Source organism: Vibrio sp. 2092, assembly GCF_033339635.1.
In the GTDB taxonomy this organism is placed as follows: domain Bacteria; phylum Pseudomonadota; class Gammaproteobacteria; order Enterobacterales; family Vibrionaceae; genus Vibrio; species Vibrio alginolyticus.
Genome location: NZ_JAWOUY010000002.1, coordinates 470,673 through 490,251 on the forward strand (window position 1 = coordinate 470,673; position 19,579 = coordinate 490,251).

Genomic DNA, 19,579 nt, shown 5'->3' on the forward strand with positions numbered 1-19,579 from the left:
TCCTTGCTCTTGCTACTGAAGAGTCACAACCCAGTTACCACCTTTATCTTCAATTTCATATTCATAGTAAAAGTTGTTACACACCACCGTAAACCCTCTAGATAATATCATTTCTCTAATTGCTGAAATTGAGTCACATTTGTAACCAGTAAGTTGAATCATACGCACCATTTGTGGGATTACTTCTGGGTGCTCTTCAACTCCTTTTGGTAGGTTCACTCCAGATTCAAGCAGGTTCATTGAGTTATTATATGTCGTCCTTGCTGGTTTGCGCTCGGTCTCTGCTTGCTGAACAATCACTATTTCTCTTTGCTTTTTCTCGAATTGATTAATTCTACTTTGTAGTAGGGTTTTAGAGCTACTAACCTGACTCAGAACGTTTTTATACCTATCTTGCTTCAGGCAAAATGTGTCCATACTCGGAGATAGATATTTAAATTTTGAAACTTCTTTTAATTGATCAAGTTCAGAATCTAGGTCTAACAGTGATTTAGTTAGCGTTACGCCCTTCAAATCATTATCTTTAACTTTTTGGTAATTTTGGTCACAGAAAGATAGACGTTCACTCTGTTGTTTTTCTATTGAAGCCAATAGAGCAGCGTTACTTTGTTCTATTGACTCCAATTCCTGTTGATGTTGTTCGAGTTTTATTCGAGCATACTCATCACTAAAAAAGTTCAATTGCGGTCTGTATTTGCTGATTTCCCCTTTAAATTCTTTACAAAGTTCTGCAATTTGATCGTTATTGAATGGATTCTCGATGCAACGAGTAGAACCTATAGACTTTAAGTTATTGATTGTATCTTTTAATGCAGTTCTACACTCAATCTGAAGATTACCTGATCTAACTTGTCCAAAACTATCTTGATATTCTTTCATTATATGAGGTTCATTTCCGCTAAACACCGAACAGAAGTTATCTACACTTGACTTAATCATTCTTCCCTGTGCATTGAGCGAAACAATTACTTCTCCTCCAGAATTGAACTCGTATGGTAAGTATGAATTAGCCGCTTCCAAGCTGGCGGAAGCTACCATAAGTGATATTAAATAGTATTTACGCATTTATTGATAACCTAGTAGTGTTCGCACTTAACCTTAGTATCAATGCGAACTAACGTAAATATTCCATCTTTACAAAGTGTTGGGTATGTCACTTACTCATTTAAAGCGTTTATAAGGGCGTGAGGTTAAACGCTTTCAGTTATGGTTTCCCTATATCAAAATCTAACCTCTCTATTACTTCCTGTAACAACCTAGGCTTGTAGTCCTTACCATATCGACCATATGTCATTGTTTCATCTGTATGACCCAACAGGTAAGAAGCTGGACTATATTCAACACCCAACTGTTTGAACTCATTTGCTACAGTGTGTCGGAAAGAGTGGAATGTCTTTTTGTAACGTTCATTCTTGTTTAGAACTTTATCACGCTGAATACTGAACCACTTAGAAGGGTACTTACCGTAACCATCTTCTGGTAAGTATTTGAGAGTAGGGAACACTAGCCCTAAAGGTAAGCTTTTAACGTAGTCGATAAACCCTAACTTAATTAGTTTACTGTGTATCGGGATATTCCTAAATGCAGCTTTGGTTTTGAGCTTTTGATCCGGTCTATCTGCATTGATGGAGATACACCAAACTCCATCTATTTGCTTGATGTTGTCGGTATATAATTGACACAACTCATTAATTCTAGCTCCCGTGTACAAACCTAGTAGTGGTATCCAATAGTGCCAAGCTTCTTTGGGGGTCGTTTTGTATGGTTCTATAGTGAATAACTTTTTAATGTCAGAACGTGTGAAAACTTTCCTTTCTTCACTTGCTTTGATTTCTTTACGTACTTGCAACTTAGTAAACGGGTTTTTATCTGATTTTTCATTCAAAACCAACCAGTCAAAGAAACCGCTAACCACCTTCAACGTGTCGTTAATCGTATGAATACCGATAGGTTTATCACCAAAAGCAATAATTTGTTTAATCGGTTTCCCTTTGTAACGTGGGTTGTTGTTGATATTGGGCGGTAGCTGCACAAGTTGGTGTTTAAATGATAAGGCATCATCACGGGTGAATGAGTTAATCCCTTTGTCTTTAACAATGCGTAGTAGTAGTTCAAGCCTAGATCGATACCGAGCTAGGGCTTTTGGAGACACCCTATCCACTGTTTTAGCGGTCAGAAAAAACTCTATACATTCGGAGAGTTTCGGCTCTTTCTTTTTTACTTGCTGCTTAGCATTTACTTGGGGTCGCTCTGCTATAAATTGATTAGTTACAACAGGAGTCTGTGACAATGTTATGTATTGGAGTTGAAAGAATTCTCTATCGTAATTTGCAGTATGTTTCGTTGCTAGTATTACAGCCTCACGAGGGTTGGTTGTATGAAGAGAAAAACGTACAACTTTAGCATTTTGATAGTGATGTTGAAGGTGGGAGGGGATTCGTCTCTGATAGTAAAAGGTGTTGTTTCGTTTGGTGATATGTCTCATTTAAATGTACCCCAAAATGTGGGTAACATCTAAGAAAGTTAATAATATCAGATAGGTAACTCTAGAAATTTAAATCTCCAGAGGTTCCTCCAACTACAGTCCCCGCTACCTAGGTAGCACCTGAAATAGTTAATTCTTCGGCGAGTTATGCTAATCAAATGTTAAAATTTGATTAATAACCACTCTCCTGCAGTCTTCATCGGAACAATTACTCAATTAAATGAGTAAAGGTTAGTTAATGATGCTGGTCATCATTAACGTGTGAACTCTATCATGTTTTTGGTCCATTTCAACACCCTATGTCAATTTATTTTCAATGAAATAACCTCATCAATTTTCATGAAGGTATGTTTGCCAATCTTTTTGTGCGAGTCACGGCATAAATAAAATTTATTGGGTTAGGGAATGGAACCCAAAAACACTTCAGAACGATAAATGTGTTTCGACCGTTACGACATAAGTTATTCAATTAAGGACACAAAATTGATTAAAATCGGAGCACTTATTTTAAAATCTACGCTAAGTTGACCTTATGGTACGTATAAATGGGTTACAATGAATCTTTGTGAAACAGTCTACGGACCTAGGCAGTTTTTCATGAGTGGACAAGGAGGCGGTATGACCAGATTATTAGCCATTGCGGTGTTGATTGCAGTAGCATTTGTGCTGTTTCGTTATCGAACCAATGAAAAAGTCCAAAAAGCGACCGTTATAACATTAATTGGCGCATTTCTGATTTATACAGCATCAATTATGTTTGCGGAATTGATCCGCTAGCAAAGTAAAAGAGTCCTTGGAGTAGTATACGGTGAGTTCTCAGAACAAAATGGAAGAGCAAGACGACGTAGTTGTCATTGAAGAGCGTGACAAACGTACGCATATCTATATCGCAATCGCTGCGGTGTTAGGCTTGGCATTTGGTGGCCTTGTTGGATCGGTTGTCACTGCGAACAAGTGGGAATCGACTTACCACGTATTAGAAGAAAAGTATCAAGCACTAACGCAAGATAAAACCCAGTTGGCATCTCAAGTAAAAGTGCGTGAAGAGGCGCTTGACCAAGAGATACAAAACCAAGTTAGTGAGTTACTCGCCGCGAAAGATGAAGCTCATCAGAAAGCACTTAAGAAGTTGCAAAAGCAATTGACTGAGGTCGAGAAGGTTAACTTGTCACTAGAGTCTCAATTGAAGCAGCAGGCAGATAAGATCAACACGACGAAGTCAGAAAATGAGAAGTTGAGTCGTCAAGCGGATATGCAAGCGACTATGTTTGAGCGGTCCCGCGAAGTATTCCAGAAAGAGCTAAAAATTTCGCAAGAATTAGAGTCTCTCGAGAAAGAACGGTCGAAATTATTACCTAAGATTGAGAAACTCAAGAAAGAGTGTGACGTATTTTTAGAAGGCAAATCTTGGGACGTGAAGTCGGACGCGTGTGATAAACATGACGAAGCTAATTCACGACTAAGTCAGGTCGATCAAATGATTGAAGTCTATAAAATGGACCTCAAACAAATCAAAGCAATAACGGAAGATATCGGCCTTTAAGTCTTTTGTATCCGATTTTTGAAAAGCAAAAGGAGCTCTTTAAGAGCTCCTTTTTCGTTGTTAGCTATGACTTTAAGGCTGCTCGTATATTAGATTCGTGAGGCGTCATAGCCTGAGGCGAGCAGGAGCTCTCGTTCGTGTTTAATCAGCTGAGCTCGATCTTCAATTAGTTCATTGAGTGCTTGAGATGGCTTACCTGCTAATGCTTTGAACGAATCAAAAGATTCCGCGGTGTCGATTTTACCAATCATCTGACTGATGACATTACGAGCCTCACACGGGTTACTCGTCGTTGTAAAGTATTCTACTTGCTTTGCTGCCGATTTCATCTCAGTTAATAGCTCAAGCGGGCTACTTTCTTTGGCTACTGCCATGTAGTTATCCAGCACGCGCTTTGCATAAAGCAGTTCTTTGAGGGGGATATCTCTTCCGCTCTCGATTAGGGATTCGCTAAGGATCATACTTGAGCTCATGGGCATTCCTTCTTATTACTACGCCGCTTTTGATGTTTCCTTGAGTCTAATTTATTGAAGTCACATTGGGAATGGGTAAAAAGCATTTTTAACGCATTTTTATTCATTTATGAAAACACGAATGCGATGCTTATCTGGATCGATAGCCATAAAATTTAACCCATACACTGATGTCGCTGGTGGTTGAACAAACTCAACACCTAGGTCTTTCCAGCGCTTGTAAATGCGCTCTAGCATATGACTATTGGGCACCGATAAAGACAACTCGGTGCCACCACCTCTAATTCCGCTGTAGGGTGAAAGATTATCTCTTTGCTTGAGTGTCAACGTTAAGCCTTCGGTCAGTGGAATAGCGGCGAAGGTTGGAGACAACTGCGTGACTTTGCGTTCGAACAGTTTCGAATAAAAAACTTGGCTTATGTGGATGTCCTCAACGTAGAGAACGAATGAATTGATAGTCAGCATGGTTTGTTCCTTAATCAATTAGAAATAGTAGGGGCAATCTAACGGAAAGGAACGACAGGAGTTGTCAGTAGAACATTCTCGAAGGTAAGTGACAGAATAAGAAAAAGGAGCCGTTTAGCTCCTTTTTATCAGCGGAATCATTGGTATTAATGAGTGTGTTTGGAAGAATACCAGTTGTTTTGATACGCTTTAGATGCAAATAATGCGTTTGCTTTTGCACGCTCGATAATAGATTCGTCCACCTCTAGCGGCTTCATGGTTTGGTCTTTAAAGTCGTACGCCAGGGTCGATATCTTTTCACCAGGGGAAAGCACAACGAGATTGTCGCGCGTTAAATAACCAAAGTTTTTGTCGTATTGCATCATTGCGCGTTCATCTTCGCGAGCCAGTGGCTTCGTTAAATCACGACCAATCATCGGTGTTTTAGCATCTACCCCAATCAGAGATAACAGTGTAGGCGGCATGTCTATGTTGTTTGCTATGCGGTCATCTTTACGTGGTTGAATGCCTTTACCAAGGATCAATGCTGGAATGTGAAAGTGCTTAACTGGAACAAGGTTAGCGCCAGAAACACGTGCATCATGATCTGCAATTACAATGAAAATGGTATCATCCCAATAAGATGACTTTTTCGCCTTTTCAAAGAAAGTGCCCAAAGCGTAATCGGAATATTTAACGGCGTTGTTACGCGTCATATATTCTGAATCGTATGGCTCAATTTTGCCTTTTGGATACTCATAAGGGCTATGATTACTTGACGTAAAAACTAAGCTAAAAAAAGGTTTGTCGCTTTTTGAAAGGCGTTCAAACTCTTCGTTTGCTTTGTTATATAGATCTTCATCACTAACACCCCAAGAGCCAACAAAGCTTGGGTTGTTATAATCGTCTTCTTCTACTATTTGATCAAAACCGTTACCAAAGAAGAAAGTTTTCATGTTGTCAAAGTTGGCTTCACCGCCGTAAATAAATTGCGTGTGATAGCCTTGAGCTTTCAGTAAGTCCGCGATAGTAAAGAAACCCGTTTGGCTTTTACTCAGCTTCACTACAGCGCGAGAGGGAGATGGAGGAAAGCCCGTGGTTACGGCTTCAATTCCACGAACAGAACGAGTACCAGTGGCGTACATTTGTGTGAACTGCCAACCTTCCTTCATGAGTTCATCAAGGTTTGGTGTTAGAGGCAAACCGCCCAAATCACCGACAAATTGGGCGCCTAAGCTTTCTTGTAGCAAAATCACTAAGTTTTTATGTTTACCCTGGTAAGTCGCGGGGTTACTGTTCATGGTTGGGAGTAATGAAGGGGTGAAGTCGGACTTTGTTGATGAAGTGCGAACTAATTCCAACATCTTTTGAGTGTCCATTTTTCCGTAGAACTGCTCAGCACTCTTTTCTGACTTCATGCTATTAACCGCAAACAACAATGAGTAAGATGAGTTCAGTGCTAAGTCGTTAAGCAGTGGATCGTTAGAAAAGGCGACCATAGCAGGATTTAGCGGGCGGTGACCTAAAGATGAGCGAGCACCTGCAACCCCAAAAAGAACAACGAAAAGTGCCAATAGTGGTCGCCATTTCCAGTTGACCTGCTGCGCCTTATCGGTCAGTTTCTTACTCCACTTCCAACCTAAAGTGATGGTTAAAACTGTACCTAACGCACCAATAAACAGTTCTAATTTGTAGCCAGTCCAGAGCATACTCAAGACTTCTTTTGGGTAGATTAAGTATTCCACAAACAGGCGGTTTGGACGTAGGTCGTATTCCTGAATGAATGGCGCTGTTGCGAGCTCCATGTATACAAGCACCCAAAGCCCTAAAACCATCCATATGCGTAATATTCGCTTCCAACACTCTCCCATCTTACCGGTTAATGGCATGAAGGTTGAAAACAGTGCTGGAAGAATAAATAACCAGCAAAGCGTTGCAATATCTACGCGCAAACCTTGACCTAGGATGTAAATTAAGTCGTTTAGAGAGTCAATACGGTCAATCTGCCAAAAAGCTAGCAAAACTCTTGAGATAGACAGAAATAGAAGCGAAAACAAAGAAAAGGCAGCAATTGGCTGCAAAGGCCCCCACACAGAGCTCCTTGATAAGTTTTTCATATTTATTCGAATAGTTTAATTGTTATGTTGTGTTGTTTTTAGCAAAGCAAGCGTGAAATAAACGTGAATTATAATGTGGGTTTATGGTCGAGTAGTGTAAGTGTTGGTATGTCTATGTAAGGGGGAGGGGCGTTTGTGTAAAAAAAGAGCCAGTTGATAACACCAACTGGCTCTAGAGGTTGATAAAGGCATGATTACATTGCGGCTTTCTTCGCTTCTTCGACCCATGCGTCGAACTTTTTCTGGTTCGCTTTGATCCAGCCATTTACATGAGACTCGATGTCCGCTGAGCTGTTCTTACCTTGGCTCATCATCATATTCTGAGCACTAACATCATTGATATTTAGTTTGATGATTTCAAACAGCTTTGCAGCAGCAGGGTTGTTTTCTGTAAACTCTTTATTTGCAACGATGCGCATAGAGTTCATCTCGAAGCCGTAGTTCTTACCGTTCTCTAGTGTCGTATCAATGTCCTTACGCTCACCAGGAAGTGAAGAGAATGGCACTTCTAACCACACAACATCTTTCCCTGGAACTAAAACGCCACTTACCCAGTACGGTGTCCAAGTGTAGTAAAGAATCGGATCGCCTTTTTTGTAACGTGAGATTGTATCAGCGATAATCGCCGCGTAGTTACCTTGGTTGTGTGTTACTGTGTCACGAAGTTTGAAAGCATCCAACTGATGTTCAACAACCATTTCACAACCCCAACCTGGGTTGCAGCCAGTTAAGTCCGCTTTGCCATCGCCGTTTGCATCGAATAGCTTCGCCAATTTTGGATCTTTTAACTGACCAATGTTCGTGATGTTATATTTTTCCGCGGTTTTCTTATCGATCAAATAACCTTGCGCAGCACCACTTACGTATTGGCCTTTACGGAAGAACTTATCATCACCGCCAGACATCGTGTACTTATCGGCGTGAAGAGGGAACCAACCAACCGCTAAGAAAGTAGCATCACCTTTAGCAATAGAGGTGTAGCCTACGTTGTAGTCCACTTCTTTGGTCGGTTTAACATCGTAACCAAGCTCTTCAAGTGCGCGGTTTACGATCAACGTTTGAAATGTTTCTTCTGCAACGGTTGATTGAACAGGCTGAACAGTGACACCTTCACCCGGTAGTTCACTTGCCACACCATAAGTTGAAAATGCGATAGTACTTAGAGCTCCAACAGAGAGCGCTTTCTTCCATGAATTATTCATTGATGTTTCTCCTAAGTTTTAGATCGTCTTGGTTCGTCTTTGTTTTCAGTTTTAATAGGTATGAAACAGGACCTGTGTGATACCAGCGAAGTTTAGTGTTGCCCGCATTAACCCCTAACACCTGGGTGATACGGTCTAACAAAATCGCAAGAATAACGATGCCTAAGCCACCAACGGCAGCAAGACCCATATCAAGTCGGCCAATACCACGAAGTACCATTTGGCCTAAGCCGCCAACAGCAATCATTGAAGCAATCACTACCATAGAAAGTGACAGCATTAAGGTTTGGTTTACACCTGCCATGATGGTTGGTAACGCCAACGGTAACTGGATGCGATAAAGCATCTGTTTTTTGTTTGCCCCGAAAGAGTGGCCAGCTTCGATAAGCTCTTCAGGTACTTGCTGAATACCCAAAATAGTCAGGCGCACAACGGGAGGCAGGGCGAAAATGATCGTTACTACTACGCCAGGAACGTTACCAATACCAAACAACATAACAATTGGCACAAGGTAAACGAACGCGGGAGTCGTTTGCATTGCATCTAATATTGGCCTAACAAATTTGGCAGCGGTTTGGCTCCTTGCCAACCATATCCCCATTGGTAGCCCTATAAGCAAACAGAAGAAAACGGCGGTTAACACCAGTGCTAGCGTTGTCATCGCTTGTGACCACGCACCAATTAGGCCGATGAAAACAAGGGATACAAGAGTAGAAAAACCAAGTTTTACATTGGAAAACTGCCACGCTAGCAAAAATAAAATGAGTACCATTATAGGCGCAGGTGTAGACACCAAAGCAGTTTCAAACGACGTTAGAATAAAGTCGATTGGAACTCGTATTGCTTGGAAAACAGGTCGACCATGTTCCACCAGCCAGTTCAAACCGGACTCTACCCAGCTATCGAGGGGTAAAACCGCATCTTGGAATGGGTTCATAATATCGAATGATGCTTGCTCTACAGTTTCTGAGTTGAGCCAATCATTACTTGGCGCGGCCTCTGTACCTTGCGACCAAGGATCATCTTGCGCAGGAGCAGTATTTGACCAGGGATCATTGTTAGTTTGCTCTGAAGACATCGTGTTAATCCTTATCTAGTGTTTGTAGAAGACGTGATTTAGTCACGACACCAAAGTAAGTTCCTTTCTCATCTACGACAGGCACGGCATAAGGAACACCAGCAACCAGACCCAAAATGTCATTAATTGACTGATCAGGCTGAAGAGTAACTTCATCCGGTAATTGAGCACTGGCTAACGAACGGTTTTCTTTATGAGCCAAACGTAGTGAATCAAGAGATACGATGCCGGAATATCGGCTAGATTTATCGACGACAATACCGTAATCACGGTCGTGATCCATCAGAATCTGCATCGCAGAGCCTGGACCGTCATTTTCCGATTTCTTAAAAACAGCCGCTGGCTTCTTGCGCGCGATATCTTTTGCTGTCAAGACACTTGCGATGTTTACGCCGCGGAAAAACGCTTCGACATAATCATTTGCTGGACTGTGTAATATTTCATCAGGTGTACCAACCTGAACAACCTCACCGTTTTGCATGATGGCGATACGGTCGCCAATGCGCATTGCTTCATCCAAATCATGAGAAATGAAGACAATTGTGCGTTTGTCATCGTTCTGTAGACGAATAAGCTCATCTTGCATCTCAGAACGGATCAATGGGTCTAAAGCGGAAAACGCCTCGTCCATTAATAGGATGTCAGGATCACAGGCTAACGCTCTCGCTAAACCAACGCGCTGTTTCATACCACCGGATAATTCGTCAGGGAAAGATTCTGCATAAGGGTCTAAACCCACTCTTTCTAAGGCGGAAAGGGCACTTTTCTGACGCTCATTAACATCGATGCCGGCAAGTTCTAAACCAAAGGCGGCATTTTCAATCACCGTCATGTGTGGCATGAGTGCGAAACTTTGAAACACCATTGAGATATTATTACGACGAACTTCTCGAAGTTCATTCTCGGAGATGTGGGCGATATCTCTTCCTTTGAGATAAACACTACCTTTAGTCGGCTCAATGAGCCGGTTAAGAAGTCGAACAAGGGTGGATTTCCCGGAGCCAGAAAGGCCCATGATTACGAAAATTTCCCCTTCATTTATGGTGAGAGATACATCGTTTACGCCGACTGTTAAACCTGTCTGTTCAAAAATACCGTCTTTATCGACGCCTTTGTCGATAAGCGAGAAGGCTCTATCTGGGTCTTCTCCAAACACTTTATACAGTCCCTTAACTTCCAGTATGGGATCCATGTTATCTGTCCTTTTTCGTGTGTTTATAACTGTTTAACGATTTGTACTCTAATTAATTTTAGTTCAACTTTCAACGAAAGGGGGTTGGTTAACTAGTTCTGCCGTGCATAGAGAATTCGTTGAGCAAGGTATGTTCAATTCTTATTTTTTATATTTAAAACAATTGCTTGTGATGTGTTTTTATCCGCCATAACGTTGCCCTGACGTAGGGTTGAATTTATTTTGAATTTTTTTGTACATTTCAACTCAACTCGCTTGCATAGATATAAGCTGTGATAGCTTAGAACTCTACATATAAAAAGGTTAGAGCTCTAATTTTTGGTTAAGGCTTGGTCCTGTGAAATCGGTTAGGTACTGTTATCCTTAGATTTATTTATTGCTTGATTTCACTCAGGGTGATATTTATCGCTGTAGTTTAGGCAACGTATGGAATAAAAAATGGAAGCCGAACAGTTAGAAGTGCTCAATTTCATTAGCCAGTACCCACCTTTTGATGACCTACCTGAAGAGCAGCTTAGAAAAATTGCTCTCAATGCCGAGGTTGCATACTTTCGGCAAGGAACAAAAATTCTTAACTTCGGAGATACGATCCGCGACTTGTATATGGTGAGAAGTGGGGCGGTAGAGATTTATCGACGTAAAGGTGAACTTTACAACAGGATTGATGCTGGTGGACTGTTTGGTCAGATGGGGTTGTTGATGAACAACCGCGTACGTATGCCAGCCAAAGCGATAGAAGACACTCTCGTTTACTGTATTCCGGAAAACATCTTCAATGAACTTTGTGATGAGTTTGAAAACTTTGCGGACTACATGGAACTGGAAGATAGCGCGCGTTTGCGAAGCGCAATATCTAGCCGCTCCGAAAGCAATGACTTTACCACCGCTAAGGCACGTAAAATCTTAGCAAGAGATCCAGTAACTCTGGAGGCAACGGCTTCAATTCAGGAAGCTGCGATACTAATGGCAGAGGAAAATGTCACCTCTCTGCTCATTATTCGCCCGACAGAGGAGCTCACAGAAGAAGATGATGAACAGCTGCTTGGAATATTGACTGATCGCGATCTTTGCATTCGCGTACTAGCTCAAGGTATTGATACCAATATTTCAGTGAGTGAGGTCATGAGTTATGACGTGGTTTCATTGGATTATAACGCCTATGTGTTTGAGGCCATGTTAACCATGTTGCGTTACAACGTGCATCATTTACCAATTTTAAAAGATAAAAAGCCGATAGGAATTATTGGCATGACGGACATCGTTCGTTACGAATCTCAGAACAGCCTATTGCTAGTGAGCTCTATTTTTCAGCAAACCAGTGTCGAGGATCTCAAGCAGGTTTCTGAACAAGTAAAAGACTGTTTCGTAAGAATGGTCAATGAAGATGCCAACGCGCACATGATTGGTCGAGCCATGTCGGTTATAGGCAGTAGTTTCAAACAACGCCTCGCTGAATTAGCTGAGCAAGAGTTCGGCCCAGCGCCCATTCCTTATTGTTTAGTCGCAATGGGTTCAATGGCGAGGGATGAGCAGCTAATTGTAACGGATCAAGATAACGCCCTTATTCTCGATAACAGTTATGACGTTGAGATTCACGGAGAGTACTTTGAAAAGTTTGCTAAATTTGTTTGTGATGGTTTAGCGGCATGCGGCTATGCTTATTGTACTGGAGACATTATGGCTACCAACCCAGAATGGCGAAAAACTCGTGCAGAATGGGAAGAATGCTTTGGAAACTGGATAGACAATCCAACCCCTGAGAGATTGTTAAATAGTAATATCTTTTTTGATCTCCTCGGTGTGCATGGGCGAGTGAAATGGGCGGAGCAATTAAGCAGCTTTATTGTGAGACGAGCGAAAAGAAATAACCGCTTTCTTGCTTGTATGGCGTATAACGCAATACGTAGGACGCCCCCACTGGGCTTTTTCAAAGACTTTGTGATGGAGAAAGATGGTCGTCATCGCAACTCGATTAACTTGAAGCGAAGGGGGACGGCTCCGTTGGCCGATTTAATACGGGTGCATTCTCTGGCAATCGGTTCGCGATCGCAAAACTCTTTCGACCGTTTAGATGACATTAATGATGCTGGCATTTTACCGAAAGGTCGAGGTTTGGATTTAAGGGATGCGATGGAGCTAATCTACATGGTTCGAATTCGTCACCAAGCCCTTGATATAGAAAATGGAGAAGAGCCAGACAACAATATTGAGCCGGAGAACATGTCTGAATTTGAACGTCGAAACTTAAAAGCAGCATTTCAAATTCTAAGTAACGCTCAGAACTTCATTAAGTTTCGATACCAGAGAAGTAGCAAATAATGTGGTTCTCAAAAAAAGTAGAAAAAGAACAGCCGTTGTTGGATACATCCCAGACGCCAGAGTGGTCAATGTTGTTCAAACAACTAGCTAAAGAAGCGAAAGACGAGAGGCTCAAACGCTACTATTCGACACCGATGGTTAATGGGGAAACACCAATTGAACAAGTGCCATTTGTCTCGGTAGACTTTGAGACAACAGGATTGAACTCGGAAGAGGATGTCATTCTCACGATCGGACTTGTGCCGTTCACTATTGATCGTGTTCAATGTAATGGTTCTGCTCATTGGGTCGTTAACCCAAACAGAGAGTTAAACCACGAGTCTGTCATTATTCACGGTATCACTGACTCTGAGGTTAAAAACGCGCCGCAGCTGTCTCAGATCTTGGGTGAAATATTGGACGCGTTGTCAGGCAAAGTGGTACTTGTTCACTACAAGAACATTGAAAGGCAGTTCTTTAATAACGCCTTGCTAAATAGCATCGGAGAGGGGATACAGTTTCCTGTTGTTGATACGTTAGATATTGAGTATGCGATACAACGCCGTGAATGCAGAGGTTTTATCAATAAGTTGAAAGGCAAGAAACCCGGTTCTGTACGATTAGGGCACGCTCGTGAAAGATATGGCCTCCCTGCTTATCAACCTCACCATGCCCTGACGGATGCGTTAGCAACTGCGGAGCTGTTTCAAGCACAACTGCAGTATCACTTTAATCGAAACATGCCAATATCTTCGGTTTGGCAATAGGCGTTATTTATGGTGAAAACAATAAAATGCAATGAGAGATAGGGGGCTTTAAGATTATGATGGCGGATTGAGTAACCGCTTATAAGAACAATGTTTTATGAACATGTGCTTGGTAGTGATGAAGACGTTTCATTACTCGAACTCCGACGAAAGTAATTTAAACTTGGTCACGTATTTTTAAGGAGATTATCCGTGAGCACCGATAATAACGGTGGCATTCAACGCCCCGATGGAAAAGTAAACGCAATAGATACTGACTATCAAATTGGTCAGGATAACGTTGCGCTAAAGGTAGGCCCATTTGGCCTTGATATTCACAACCGTGTTTTTGCAATTTCTGGCTTAGCAATCGTCATGTTTGTTGTGATAACACTATTATTCCGAGAACAGGTAGAGCCGTTTTTTGCAGACCTACGAGCGGGTTTGTTACACAATTTAGACTGGTTTTTTCTCGCTTCAGGTAATATTTTTGTCATTGTCTGTGTCGGATTGATCTTCACACCATTGGGCCGTGTGCGAATCGGTGGTACTGAAGCAACACCGGATTACTCCTATGCCGGATGGTTGGCAATGCTATTTGCTGCAGGTATGGGCATTGGTCTCGTATTCTTCGGTGTATCAGAACCGATGTCCCATTTTAGTTCTGCGATTGGTGGCGTGAGCGTTGAGAATGGTGTACGTACTGACTGGGCACCGCTAGGTGGTGCAGAGGGCGATGCAACTGCAGCTTCGGCATTAGGGATGGCTGCGACGATTTACCACTGGGCACTTCATCCGTGGTCAATATACGCGCTCTTGGCTCTTGGGCTGGCTATCTTTTCATTTAACAAAGGTTTGCCACTCACCATGCGCTCAATTTTTTACCCTCTGTTTGGTGAGCGTGTATGGGGTTGGACTGGTCATATTATCGATATTCTTGCAGTGGTAGCGACGGTTTTTGGTTTAGCAACATCGCTAGGCTACGGTGCATCTCAAGCCGCAACGGGTTTGAACTTCCTGTTTGATGTCCCAATGACCAATACGACGCAGGTTATATTGATTATTGGTATTACTGCGCTCGCTTTAATCTCTGTTGTGGCTGGACTCGATAAGGGCGTGAAAATCTTATCTGAAATCAATATGGGGCTTGCAGCACTGCTATTGCTATTTGTTATTGTTGTTGGCCCGACGATTGCGATTTTAACTGGTTTCTTCGAGAACATCGTTTCCTATGTGGCTAATATCCCTGCCTTATCTATGCCATTTGGACGAGAGGATGTGAATTACTCTCAAGGCTGGACGGCGTTTTACTGGGCGTGGTGGATTTCTTGGTCACCATTTGTGGGTATGTTCATCGCACGTGTGTCTCGCGGTCGTTCAGTTCGTGAGTTTATTATTTGCGTTATTCTTATCCCATCTTCAGTTTGTGTGTTATGGATGACGGCTTTTGGCGGTAACGCAATTAGCCAATATGTTAATGATGGCTACGAGGCGGTGTTTAACGCAGAACTACCTTTAAAACTTTTTGCCATGTTAGATGTTATGCCATTGGCTGAGATAACATCTTTTGTCGGCATTATCTTAGTCGTGGTGTTCTTCATTACCTCTTCTGACTCAGGATCACTGGTTATTGATACTATTGCTGCGGGCGGTAAGGTCGATGCACCAACGCCACAACGCGTGTTCTGGTGTACGTTTGAAGGTTTGGTTGCGATTGCATTGATGTTGGGTGGTGGTCTAGCTGCTGCTCAAGCAATGGCGGTGACGACTGGTTTACCATTTACTATTGTCTTGCTTGTTGCAACGGTATCTTTGATAAAAGGTTTGATGGATGAACCTCGTCCAAAGGTGGTTTCTAAGAAATCAAAATAACTAGTATCAGCAGTTAAATTATTGATAAAAGCGGTATGCGAAAGCATGCCGCTTTTTTTTGGATTTCTATTTTTCTCTGAGAAATGAACAGCATGGAAAATGGTCTTATTCTGGTTGTTTTTTGTACTGCGCATTTGGGTGACTATTTAATAAATTAGACCTCGAACTATTTTAACTTTTGGTTAATAGGTTTATTTTTGTGATATGTGCCACAAAAATACCGATAAAAAGGCGGATTATTTGATTTTTAGTCGCGAGGGATGCCCATAATAAAAAGGAAATTTAATTAGACCTCAAAGGATATGTATTTTCACATGATCACATCAGCACCTTGGGTCCTTTATCCAGAGATTGGAGAAGACTCAAGTAAAAAATGGATTTTTCGTGAGCCTAAAATCTCTGATGGTGACGACATTTACAGCTTGATTGCAGACTGTCCTCCATTGGACATGAACTCATCTTATTGCAATTTCCTACAGTCTACGCATTTCAGCAAAACCAGTATTTTGGTTGAGCAAAAAGGCGAAATCGCAGGTTTCATTTCCGGTTATCAGAAACCAGACGAGCAAGACGTTTTATTTGTCTGGCAAGTTGCAGTCTCACCTCGCTTTAGAGGTCATGGTTTAGCATTCCGCATGTTGAAAGAACTTCTCACCCGAGAGGAATTAGGCGGTGTTAAATCGGTAGAAACTACCATCACGGAAGATAATAAAGCCTCTTGGGCACTGTTCAAAAAGTTAGATGCGATGAACGGCAATTCTGGCCAAGTAAGCACATTTTTGGATGAAGAAGCCCACTTTAAAGGCAAACACGATACAGAATATTTGTATCGCATTCCTCTCAAATAATCCTCAAACAATAGGAATTAAAAACGGTCTCATCATGGATATTTTCAAAAAGCAGGAATCCAACGTACGCTCATATTCAAACAATTTCCCGGTCGTTTTTCGTAAAGCGAAAGGCTGCTGGCTAGAAACAGAACAAGGTGAACGATACTTAGACTTCCTTGCTGGAGCGGGATCTCTAAATTACGGCCATAACAATCCAGTACTAAAACAAGCGTTGCTTGAGTACATTGAAATGGACGGTATTACTCACGGTTTGGATATGCACTCAGAAGCGAAAGCATCGTTTCTGGAAGCGTTGGATACTTACATCCTTAAACCAAGAAACTTGGATTACAAGGTTCAGTTTACGGGCCCAACAGGTACTAACGCTGTTGAGGCGGCATTGAAGCTGGCTAAAAAAGTAAAAGGCCGCGACAGCGTCGTTGCGTTTACTAACGGTTTCCATGGTTGTACTGCTGGCGCACTGGCTGCAACGGGTAACCAGCATCACAGACAAGGTAACGGTTCTAGTCTAAGTAACGTCACTCGTATTCCATTTGAAGGTTACGCTGGCGTAGATGGTCTTGCGCTGTTCGAAACCATGCTAAATGATAACTCTGCAGGTATGGATAAACCAGCCGCTGTACTTCTTGAAACTGTGCAGGGTGAAGGTGGTTTAAATGCTGCTTCAAACGAGTGGTTACAACGTTTGAGCAAAATCTGTAAAGCCAATGACATTCTTGTGATTGTCGATGACATTCAAGCAGGTTGTGGACGTACCGGTACTTTCTTTAGTTTCGAGCCGTCTGGTATCCAACCGGATATCGTGACGCTATCGAAGTCGATCGGTGGTTACGGTTTGCCGATGGCTGTCGTATTACTTAAGCCTGAGCTTGACCAGTGGAAGCCAGGCGAGCATAACGGTACGTTCCGTGGCAATAATCACGCCTTTATTACTGCTGCAAAAGCACTAGAAATTTACTGGGCAAACGATGATTTTGAAACACACATCAAGCAGTGTTCAGACAAGGTAAGTGCTGTTATTGACCGTTGTGTTCGTCGCTTTCCACAAATGTTTGTGCAGAAAAAAGGCCGCGGCATGATGGTTGGTATTGAATGTATCAATGGTGACATGGCATCTGAAATTGCGAAAAACTGTTTCGAGAATGGAATGGTGATAGAGACAGCGGGTCCAGACGATGAAGTTGTGAAGTTCTTCTGTCCACTAACTATCAGCGAATCAGAGCTAGATCAAGGACTAAGCATCTTTGAAAATGCAGTAGAGACTATCGCTGCGAAACATTTCAAACAAGCATCTTAATAAGGATTTTAATTATGATCGTCAGAACTCTAGATGAATGCCGCAACAGCGAACGACGTGTTGTTTCAGATAACTGGGAAAGTGTCCGCATGTTGTTGAAAGACGACAACATGGGTTTCTCTTTCCACATCACAACGATTTATGAAGATACAGAAACTCATATTCACTATCAAAACCACCTTGAATCGGTGTTTTGTATGAGTGGTGAAGGTGAGATTGAAGTTGTAGGTGGAGAAACGTACCCAATTAAACCAGGTACATTATACATCCTTGATAAACACGATGAGCACTACTTGAGAGCTTATAAGAATAAAGAAATGGTAATGGCGTGTGTGTTTAACCCACCGATTACTGGCGCTGAAGTGCACGATGAAAACGGTGTTTATCCTCTCGTTGACTAAAAGATGATGGTGGGGTGCTTTGCCACCCCACACTTAACTATCTCTTCTTTTTTCTTTTTAAAGTTACCAATCAAAAAAAGGCTTATCATGACATTTACCGTAGAAAAAATCGGCGGTACATCAATGACAGCATTTGATGCTGTTCTCGACAATATTATTCTTCGTCCCAAAACACCATACAATCGTATTTTTGTCGTATCTGCATACGGTGGTATGACCGATGCGCTGCTTGAGTGTAAAAAAACCAGTAAACCAGGCGTTTATCAGCTTATCGCGAAACGCGACGACAAATGGGAAGAAGCGTTAGCGTACGTTGAAAGCCGTATGTTGCTGACCAATGAAAATATTTTTGCGGACCCAATGAATCGTATCCGTGCGGATAAATTCATTCGCTCCCGCATTGCTGAAGCGAAAAACTGTATCGCGAATATTTTAGAAACCTGTCAGTACGGTCAATTTTCGTTGCGCCAGTACTTGCCTCAAATTCGAGAGTTTCTCTCGTCTATCGGTGAGGCACATAGTGCTTACAACACAGCACTAAAACTAAAAAATATGGGTATTAACGCTAAGTTCGTTGACCTGTCTGGTTGGGATAATCAAGCGCCAAGAAGCCTTGATGAGTCGATCAGTGACGCGTTTGCTGATATCGATGTATCAAAAGAACTGCCAATCGTGACAGGTTATGCTTACTGTAAAGAGGGCCTAATGCACACTTATGACCGAGGTTATAGTGAGATGACATTTAGCCGAATTGCAGCAATAACAAAAGCGGATTTAGCAGTAATTCACAAAGAGTACCACTTGAGCTCAGCGGACCCACGCGTTGTTGGCCCTGAAAAAGTATTACCAATTGGTAGTACAAACTATGACGTAGCAGACCAACTTGCCAACCTTGGCATGGAAGCGATTCACCCAAATGCCGCTGCGGGTTTGCGTGAAAGTGGTATTGAGCTACAGATTAAAAATACATTCGAACCTGAACACGAAGGTACTTTGATCTCTTCAAGCTATCGTCCGGAAGAAGACAAAGTCGAGATCATCGCAGGTAAAGAAAAAGTATTTGCACTGCATTTGTTTGACCAAGCAATGGTAGGAAAAGCCGATAACGTTAGTTACGAATTGATGGAAATCATCTCCGATGCTCGTGTAAGTTTGGTTGGTAAAGAGATGAACGCGAACTCTATTACTTACTATCTAGGTGGCAGTACTGATAGCTTAAACAAAGTATTGTACAAAGCAGAGAAACGTTATCCGAATGCCTCGATTAAAGGCCGTATGGTCGCGCTTATCTCAGCCATTGGTTCTCAAATTGATACCAACAAGACGTTGGCAAAAGGTGTACTTGCATTGATGAATAATGGCGTTACGCCAGTTGCACTGCACTCATCGTTGAGAAATGTAAATGTTCAATTTGTTGTCGGTGATAAGGAATACCAGCACGCGATTTGCGCATTGCATGATGAGTTTTTCCAAAGTAGCAGTTTAGCTAAATCGGTTAATGTGGCTTAGTTTATCCACGGTTAAAATACAAAGGAGAGCAGGTTAGCTCTCCTTTTTTGTTTTTCAGTTTGTACTCACAA

Annotated in this window: 17 protein-coding genes; 9 read left to right on the forward strand and 8 right to left on the reverse strand. The window is 42.0% G+C overall.

Annotation, left to right across the window (positions count from 1 at the left end; all coding sequences use genetic code 11):
• Positions 1 to 12: 12 nt before the first annotated feature.
• Together R7P80_RS05905 and R7P80_RS05910 are read right to left on the reverse strand one after the other, a co-directional pair.
• Positions 13 to 1,065: a hypothetical protein gene (locus tag R7P80_RS05905; protein ID WP_225491424.1), complete on the reverse strand. Its 1,053-nt coding sequence runs from the start codon at positions 1,063 to 1,065 to the stop codon at positions 13 to 15.
• A 139-nt stretch (positions 1,066 to 1,204) separates the two neighbouring features.
• Positions 1,205 to 2,485: a site-specific integrase gene (locus tag R7P80_RS05910; protein ID WP_225491423.1), complete on the reverse strand. Its 1,281-nt coding sequence runs from the start codon at positions 2,483 to 2,485 to the stop codon at positions 1,205 to 1,207.
• A 618-nt stretch (positions 2,486 to 3,103) separates the two neighbouring features.
• Between R7P80_RS05910 and R7P80_RS05915 the strand changes: the two genes are divergently transcribed.
• Entirely contained in the window at positions 3,104 to 3,262 is a 159-nt protein-coding gene (locus tag R7P80_RS05915; RefSeq protein WP_005377784.1) for a hypothetical protein, read from the forward strand.
• Between the two features lie 31 nt (positions 3,263 to 3,293).
• Positions 3,294 to 4,028 (forward strand): chromosome segregation ATPase, encoded by a 735-nt coding sequence (locus tag R7P80_RS05920; protein WP_017820934.1) that lies wholly within the window; start codon positions 3,294 to 3,296, stop codon positions 4,026 to 4,028.
• Between the two features lie 89 nt (positions 4,029 to 4,117).
• Here the strand turns inward: R7P80_RS05920 and R7P80_RS05925 are convergent, their stop codons facing one another.
• From R7P80_RS05925 to proV, 6 genes are all read right to left on the reverse strand, one after another.
• On the reverse strand, positions 4,118 to 4,501 hold the full coding sequence (locus tag R7P80_RS05925) for a hypothetical protein (RefSeq protein ID WP_225491422.1): 384 nt from the start codon (positions 4,499 to 4,501) through the stop codon (positions 4,118 to 4,120).
• Between the two features lie 99 nt (positions 4,502 to 4,600).
• Positions 4,601 to 4,966, reverse strand: coding sequence for a VOC family protein (locus R7P80_RS05930; protein ID WP_005377781.1), 366 nt, complete (start codon positions 4,964 to 4,966; stop codon positions 4,601 to 4,603).
• Between the two features lie 146 nt (positions 4,967 to 5,112).
• On the reverse strand, positions 5,113 to 7,062 hold the full coding sequence (locus tag R7P80_RS05935; RefSeq protein WP_054577882.1) for an LTA synthase family protein: 1,950 nt from the start codon (positions 7,060 to 7,062) through the stop codon (positions 5,113 to 5,115).
• Between the two features lie 194 nt (positions 7,063 to 7,256).
• Positions 7,257 to 8,264 carry a glycine betaine/L-proline ABC transporter substrate-binding protein ProX gene (proX, locus tag R7P80_RS05940; protein WP_005385703.1) on the reverse strand — a complete coding sequence of 336 codons (1,008 nt, stop codon included), beginning with the start codon at positions 8,262 to 8,264 and terminating at the stop codon, positions 7,257 to 7,259.
• Positions 8,257 to 9,342, reverse strand: coding sequence for a glycine betaine/L-proline ABC transporter permease ProW (gene proW / locus R7P80_RS05945; RefSeq protein ID WP_225491421.1), 1,086 nt, complete (start codon positions 9,340 to 9,342; stop codon positions 8,257 to 8,259). The genes proX and proW overlap by 8 nt, the downstream gene beginning before the upstream one ends.
• Positions 9,343 to 9,346: 4 nt before the next feature.
• Entirely contained in the window at positions 9,347 to 10,534 is a 1,188-nt protein-coding gene (proV, locus tag R7P80_RS05950; protein WP_054577881.1) for a glycine betaine/L-proline ABC transporter ATP-binding protein ProV, read from the reverse strand.
• Between the two features lie 438 nt (positions 10,535 to 10,972).
• On the opposite strand from proV, the gene R7P80_RS05955 reads away from it, so the two are divergent.
• The 7 genes from R7P80_RS05955 to R7P80_RS05985 all read left to right on the forward strand — a co-directional run bounded on the left by R7P80_RS05955 (position 10,973) and on the right by R7P80_RS05985 (position 19,508).
• Positions 10,973 to 12,853, forward strand: a complete 1,881-nt coding sequence (locus R7P80_RS05955; RefSeq protein WP_132936624.1) for a DUF294 nucleotidyltransferase-like domain-containing protein — start codon at positions 10,973 to 10,975, stop codon at positions 12,851 to 12,853.
• Positions 12,853 to 13,599 carry a 3'-5' exonuclease gene (locus R7P80_RS05960; RefSeq protein WP_017820938.1) on the forward strand — a complete coding sequence of 249 codons (747 nt, stop codon included), beginning with the start codon at positions 12,853 to 12,855 and terminating at the stop codon, positions 13,597 to 13,599. The genes R7P80_RS05955 and R7P80_RS05960 overlap by 1 nt, the downstream gene beginning before the upstream one ends.
• A gap of 192 nt (positions 13,600 to 13,791) precedes the next feature.
• Positions 13,792 to 15,450, forward strand: a complete 1,659-nt coding sequence (locus R7P80_RS05965; protein ID WP_053306901.1) for a BCCT family transporter — start codon at positions 13,792 to 13,794, stop codon at positions 15,448 to 15,450.
• 314 nt (positions 15,451 to 15,764) lie between these two features.
• Positions 15,765 to 16,298 (forward strand): diaminobutyrate acetyltransferase, encoded by a 534-nt coding sequence (gene ectA / locus R7P80_RS05970; protein WP_005393379.1) that lies wholly within the window; start codon positions 15,765 to 15,767, stop codon positions 16,296 to 16,298.
• Positions 16,299 to 16,332: 34 nt separating this feature from the next.
• Positions 16,333 to 17,598 carry a diaminobutyrate--2-oxoglutarate transaminase gene (ectB, locus tag R7P80_RS05975; RefSeq protein WP_017820939.1) on the forward strand — a complete coding sequence of 422 codons (1,266 nt, stop codon included), beginning with the start codon at positions 16,333 to 16,335 and terminating at the stop codon, positions 17,596 to 17,598.
• Positions 17,599 to 17,612: 14 nt separating this feature from the next.
• Positions 17,613 to 17,999, forward strand: coding sequence for an ectoine synthase (locus tag R7P80_RS05980; RefSeq protein ID WP_005377769.1), 387 nt, complete (start codon positions 17,613 to 17,615; stop codon positions 17,997 to 17,999).
• Between the two features lie 87 nt (positions 18,000 to 18,086).
• A complete protein-coding gene (locus R7P80_RS05985; protein WP_005377768.1) occupies positions 18,087 to 19,508 on the forward strand; it encodes an aspartate kinase in 1,422 nt (473 codons plus the stop codon).
• The last annotated feature ends 71 nt before the right edge of the window (positions 19,509 to 19,579 follow it).

Excerpts from the sequence above, each read along its gene's own strand:
- R7P80_RS05905 (WP_225491424.1), bottom strand. The coding sequence starts at position 1,065 with ATGCGTAAATACTATTTAATATCACTTATGGTAGCTTCCGCCAGCTTG.
- R7P80_RS05910 (WP_225491423.1), bottom strand. The coding sequence starts at position 2,485 with ATGAGACATATCACCAAACGAAACAACACCTTTTACTATCAGAGACGA.
- R7P80_RS05915 (WP_005377784.1), top strand. The coding sequence starts at position 3,104 with ATGACCAGATTATTAGCCATTGCGGTGTTGATTGCAGTAGCATTTGTG.
- R7P80_RS05925 (WP_225491422.1), bottom strand. The coding sequence starts at position 4,501 with ATGAGCTCAAGTATGATCCTTAGCGAATCCCTAATCGAGAGCGGAAGA.
- R7P80_RS05930 (WP_005377781.1), bottom strand. The coding sequence starts at position 4,966 with ATGCTGACTATCAATTCATTCGTTCTCTACGTTGAGGACATCCACATA.
- R7P80_RS05935 (WP_054577882.1), bottom strand. The coding sequence starts at position 7,062 with ATGAAAAACTTATCAAGGAGCTCTGTGTGGGGGCCTTTGCAGCCAATT.
- proX (WP_005385703.1), bottom strand. The coding sequence starts at position 8,264 with ATGAATAATTCATGGAAGAAAGCGCTCTCTGTTGGAGCTCTAAGTACT.
- proW (WP_225491421.1), bottom strand. The coding sequence starts at position 9,342 with ATGTCTTCAGAGCAAACTAACAATGATCCCTGGTCAAATACTGCTCCT.
- proV (WP_054577881.1), bottom strand. The coding sequence starts at position 10,534 with ATGGATCCCATACTGGAAGTTAAGGGACTGTATAAAGTGTTTGGAGAA.
- R7P80_RS05955 (WP_132936624.1), top strand. The coding sequence starts at position 10,973 with ATGGAAGCCGAACAGTTAGAAGTGCTCAATTTCATTAGCCAGTACCCA.
- R7P80_RS05960 (WP_017820938.1), top strand. The coding sequence starts at position 12,853 with ATGTGGTTCTCAAAAAAAGTAGAAAAAGAACAGCCGTTGTTGGATACA.
- ectA (WP_005393379.1), top strand. The coding sequence starts at position 15,765 with ATGATCACATCAGCACCTTGGGTCCTTTATCCAGAGATTGGAGAAGAC.
- ectB (WP_017820939.1), top strand. The coding sequence starts at position 16,333 with ATGGATATTTTCAAAAAGCAGGAATCCAACGTACGCTCATATTCAAAC.
- R7P80_RS05980 (WP_005377769.1), top strand. The coding sequence starts at position 17,613 with ATGATCGTCAGAACTCTAGATGAATGCCGCAACAGCGAACGACGTGTT.
- R7P80_RS05985 (WP_005377768.1), top strand. The coding sequence starts at position 18,087 with ATGACATTTACCGTAGAAAAAATCGGCGGTACATCAATGACAGCATTT.